Consider the following 4,127-nt stretch of genomic DNA (forward strand, 5'->3'; position numbering starts at 1 on the left):
CGCCAGGCCGGATACATGCACCTTGATCGGCACCGTGTAGTACACCCCAACCGCCTTCAGCGCAAAGACTTCATATTCCCTGACTGCCGTTACTTCAAGCACGTCTCCGCGCTGTACCGGCTTGGGGGTGGCCGTAAAGCTGACTTTTCCCGGGTCCATCTCCATGCTCCGAAGCAAGCCATCAAACCGCTGCCGGGTAATGGCATCAGCACCATTCTCTACTTTCATCACCTGCAGCACTTCATTCGAGGCAGTACGAAGGTTAGAGCGAATCATGACATACTGCACAATGGTTACAGCGAGTAGTGCTACGATCAGTGTAATCATCAGAAAAAAGAAGACGCCTATAAGTGCGTCTCCTTTCTCCGACTTTCTAAAGGTGTTCAACCTGCGCTTCATAGCGACAGCCTTAGGTTAAGGAATTCATTTTGCCGAAGATTTTATCTTTGACAAAGACGTCGATTTGAGCCTTGAACAGAATGTACACCGCAATAAACAGCAGCAATGTAATCAAGATACCAATGACCCACTGCATCGCATCCCCACGTTCTTCTTTTCGAAATCGATCCAACCGGTTATAAAAGACAGAGGTGGCCAGAAGCATCGTTTGTTGACTTTCACGTTTCACTTTGTTCAGCAGCTTTTTCATTAATAAATACATCCTCTCAAATTAAATGATTTGGGTACTACAAGGCATTAAAGGCAGCAAACATCTTGATGAGCATTAAAAAAAAGAACACAGCCACATGGGCAATGACGATTCCGTAATACAGATTCATCTTCGCCGGATTGCCTCGGGTGCGCTCTTTCAGAGCCAACTTACTTAGACTGCGCAGATCATTTTTGATATGATTCAAATCATCCTCGGCCTCATGGAAACCCTTCTCTGCGACAATGTTGACGACAGAGATAAAGTCAAATACTACCGGGACATTCACTTCTTGGGCAAACAATTGCAGGGCATCCTTTTGCGACATCGTCCCCATGTTAGCGACCAGACGCTTAAGGAGTGCGGAAAGAGTTGGACCGCACCGAGCGCTGACTTCTTGAAAAATCACGTTCAGCGGTTTGCCCACTTCAAGTGCCGTAATCATTTTGCTAATTAAAAACGGCAAGTCCGCGATCAGCCGATCTTGCCGTTTTTGGTAAGCCTGGGAAATCCGCCGTAAGAACATCCAGAAGAATAGTCCGGAAAGAACGGGAGCCACGAGCAGAAAAAAGAAATGCTGAACCATCCCGGCTAGCACCAGAGCGAACAGGCCGGGCAATAGCGACTGTACGACCACTTTGGCCATATACACTTCATAACTTTCAGCATGAGCCATCACCTGATACATCTGTCGCCGCTTGCTCAGGGGCCGCTTTCCGTTTCCTTTAGCCATCCGGTCCGCAAAAGATCGGACAATGGCATTTTGCCCGTTTCGTACACGCTGCGCTTCGGTCTGATTGACCAGCGCAGCTAAATGTACCAATTGCTTCTGCCTCTGGAATCCTGGGAGAACTAACCTAAGGATGGGAACAGTGATGCAACCCGCCGCCAGGAAAAATAAAATGGACGTAAGCATATTTCACCACCTCCTTCTTGCTAACGTCTGTGTTCATAGATCATCCAGATTCAGCCGCAACAGTTTATCCTTTTTCCAAAGGCCAATCACTATGGAAACGATCATACTTGCGAGCAGCAGCTTGCCTAGGCCAGTCTGCAGCGTCGTCGCCATCTTGAACTCCTGGACCAATTGACTCTCCAAGTATCCAAAGAGGAACGGAAACACCAAACTGAATCCGAACACCACAAAAGGCTCAATCCGTTTCTTTTCATTTTCCAGATCAATCTCCTGTAGCAAATTCATATCGGATGACAAATCGGCAATGCTTTCCCGAATCCCTTCCACAGACCGCATGTGAAAGCCATCCTTGTTTCCGGCGATCACCTTTTCACAGAAATCATCAAATTTCTTGAAACGAATCTCCCGCTTCATGTTCTCTAGTGCCGTTGGCACATCTAGACCAATTCGCAGCGAAGCGTATAATTGCTCAAATAAAGGGACGGTCACACCGCTCATCATGGATAGCGACATTTCCAGCGATTTCTGGAGTGATTTACAGTCCCGAAACTTGGAGGACAGTAGCCGCAAATTACCCGGCAGGTTCATTAACATCCCCATTCGGCGTTTGAATGTGACTGCTGAAATGATCATCTTAGGCACAATAATCCCCATCGCCCCGCCGACTCCGACAAACCAGATATTTCGTGTGAAGTAAGCAATCGCCACACCAATTAGGACGGCCACCAACAACACCTGGATCAATCGCTTGCCATTTAGCCGAATTCCAGCTGCCTTCGCCTCTGCTTCTGTCTGTTCAAAGCCGAAAGCCAACCTCATCCGTTTCGAACGGTTGACAGGTATAGGTGCCAGTGAAAAAAGTCCGAAGGAAATCAACAGCCCCGCCACGATCCAATAACTCAGCATCATAAAGCAGCTTTCAACTCCTTGACCTCACACCAGCGCCGCAATTCTTCCGGCCCCGGCTCCTGCAGGTAAATCTTCTCCAACAACGCCTCAGATTTGATCCGGCCTACCTTCACCTGCGTTTTCAAGCGATGCTCATATTTGAAAATCGGATTCAGGATCGGTTCCTCTGTGCCTCTATACCCAATGAGCTCACAGATTTCTGTCACGACCCGCACCCCACTGCGCAGTTTCTTCTGGAAGAGTATCAAGTCAATCGATCCCGAAATCTGACTGGCCGCTGCCGCTGTATTTCCATTCAGCTGTAAAAACCGCGTGGCTGCTTCCCGGGCACTATTCGCATGGATCGTCGTCCAGACGGTGTGTCCTGTATTCATCCCGATCAGACTTTGCTGTGCTGCCGGTTCATCCCGGATCTCTCCGATGCCCATGACAGTAGGCCGCAGCCGCAGGCAGGCTTTGATCAGCTTAGCGATGCCATAACTTTTCTTCTCGTCCTCCAGCTCTTTCACAAGCAGGGACGGCAGGTTCGGATAATGCTGATATTGCGTCTTGCTGGCCAGTAGCATTTCCTCGGAATCCTCTATGGAAATGATCCGGGTAATCGGCTCCATATACATGGGTAGACGGATCAGTTGCGTGGTCTTTCCACTGTTCGTCCCGCCACCAATTACAATGTTGGCTCCTTTGGGTACAATGAATTTCAGGAATTCAGAAATTTCGGCTGAGATGTTTCCATACTGAATACACTGCGCATCCGTGAACACATCGGGTGGGAACTTCCGGATACTAATCAGGGGGGCATTCGCACTTACACCTTGAAATTCTTTCGTATCCGCCACCACGCAAATCCGGAATCCACGGTAGTTCGCATCCACAATCGGATCGGTACTGGATATCGGTTTCCCAATGGGCATGAGCATCTTGTTGATCACTTCATAGAGATGGGTAATGCTTTGAAACCGGATCTCCGGCAAATGCTTGTCCTGCCCCCCTTGCTCCACGATCACTTGATCCAGTCCATTAATTTCAATCGAACTGATACTCGGATCATCCAAAATTCCCTGTAGCACGCCCAGCTCCGTAATTTCCTTCTGTACCCATTCGACCGCTTCATTCACCGGTATAGACAGGGCATATTCGGTCTGTTCGCGCACCAAATCGGAAATGTAATAGCGTATCTTTTGCCGGGATGGTTCATGGGTTAGCGACTGTACATATTCGTCCAGGTGATCCTCTTGCAAACGAAAGCGTACATAGTTCTTCAGGGATTCGAGCTTCTTGGAATCCCCTTCCGAGTATTCGGTGCCCACGGGCTGTACAGATATGTGTACATCCAGGTATTCGAGAGGTTCAATGATGCCCACCGTCTCCCCCTCCCGGACAGATTCGCTTCCCTCACGCACAGGGAACGCATTCGGCGCAAGCTCCTTCCAGCGCTTGAGCAAATCGCCGAATTTGGAGTAAACAGGCGCTTCCTCTATTTTGAAGTTGGAATCGGCTGTAAACAGAAATAGCCGTTCCCGTTCTGCACTGAACACTTCGATCAATCGACGATAATGAGTATAGTTACCGACAAAATCAATCGCATCAGCACTATATAGCACCACGGCATCTGAAGTCCGGAGTGCAAAGTGCGTGGTGGGTTGAATGAGC

General features: G+C 48.9%; 5 protein-coding genes. All 5 read right to left on the reverse strand.

What is annotated here, in order from left to right; genetic code table 11:
• The coding region (locus tag ACQ76X_RS35575; RefSeq protein WP_438498611.1) for a DUF4320 family protein at positions 1-399 on the reverse strand (399 nt) is incomplete at its 3' end.
• Between the two features lie 10 nt (positions 400-409).
• Positions 410-649, reverse strand: coding sequence for a hypothetical protein (locus ACQ76X_RS35580; RefSeq protein WP_379143654.1), 240 nt, complete (start codon positions 647-649; stop codon positions 410-412).
• 37 nt (positions 650-686) lie between these two features.
• The gene (locus ACQ76X_RS35585) at positions 687-1,565 is read right to left on the reverse strand and encodes a hypothetical protein (RefSeq protein ID WP_438498612.1); all 879 of its coding nucleotides are present in this window, start codon (positions 1,563-1,565) and stop codon (positions 687-689) included.
• A 33-nt stretch (positions 1,566-1,598) separates the two neighbouring features.
• On the reverse strand, positions 1,599-2,474 hold the full coding sequence (locus ACQ76X_RS35590) for a type II secretion system F family protein (RefSeq protein ID WP_438498613.1): 876 nt from the start codon (positions 2,472-2,474) through the stop codon (positions 1,599-1,601).
• A partial coding sequence (locus ACQ76X_RS35595; RefSeq protein ID WP_438498614.1) for a CpaF family protein occupies positions 2,471-4,127 on the reverse strand: 1,657 nt, incomplete at its 5' end. The genes ACQ76X_RS35590 and ACQ76X_RS35595, both read right to left, overlap by 4 nt.

It is taken from the genome of Paenibacillus sp. IHBB 3054 (genome assembly GCF_051594305.1).
Classification (GTDB): domain Bacteria; phylum Bacillota; class Bacilli; order Paenibacillales; family Paenibacillaceae; genus Paenibacillus_AQ.

Coding starts and splice junctions, on each gene's coding strand:
- ACQ76X_RS35580 (WP_379143654.1), bottom strand. CDS start 649: ATGAAAAAGCTGCTGAACAAAGTGAAACGTGAAAGTCAACAAACGATG.
- ACQ76X_RS35585 (WP_438498612.1), bottom strand. CDS start 1,565: ATGCTTACGTCCATTTTATTTTTCCTGGCGGCGGGTTGCATCACTGTT.
- ACQ76X_RS35590 (WP_438498613.1), bottom strand. CDS start 2,474: ATGATGCTGAGTTATTGGATCGTGGCGGGGCTGTTGATTTCCTTCGGA.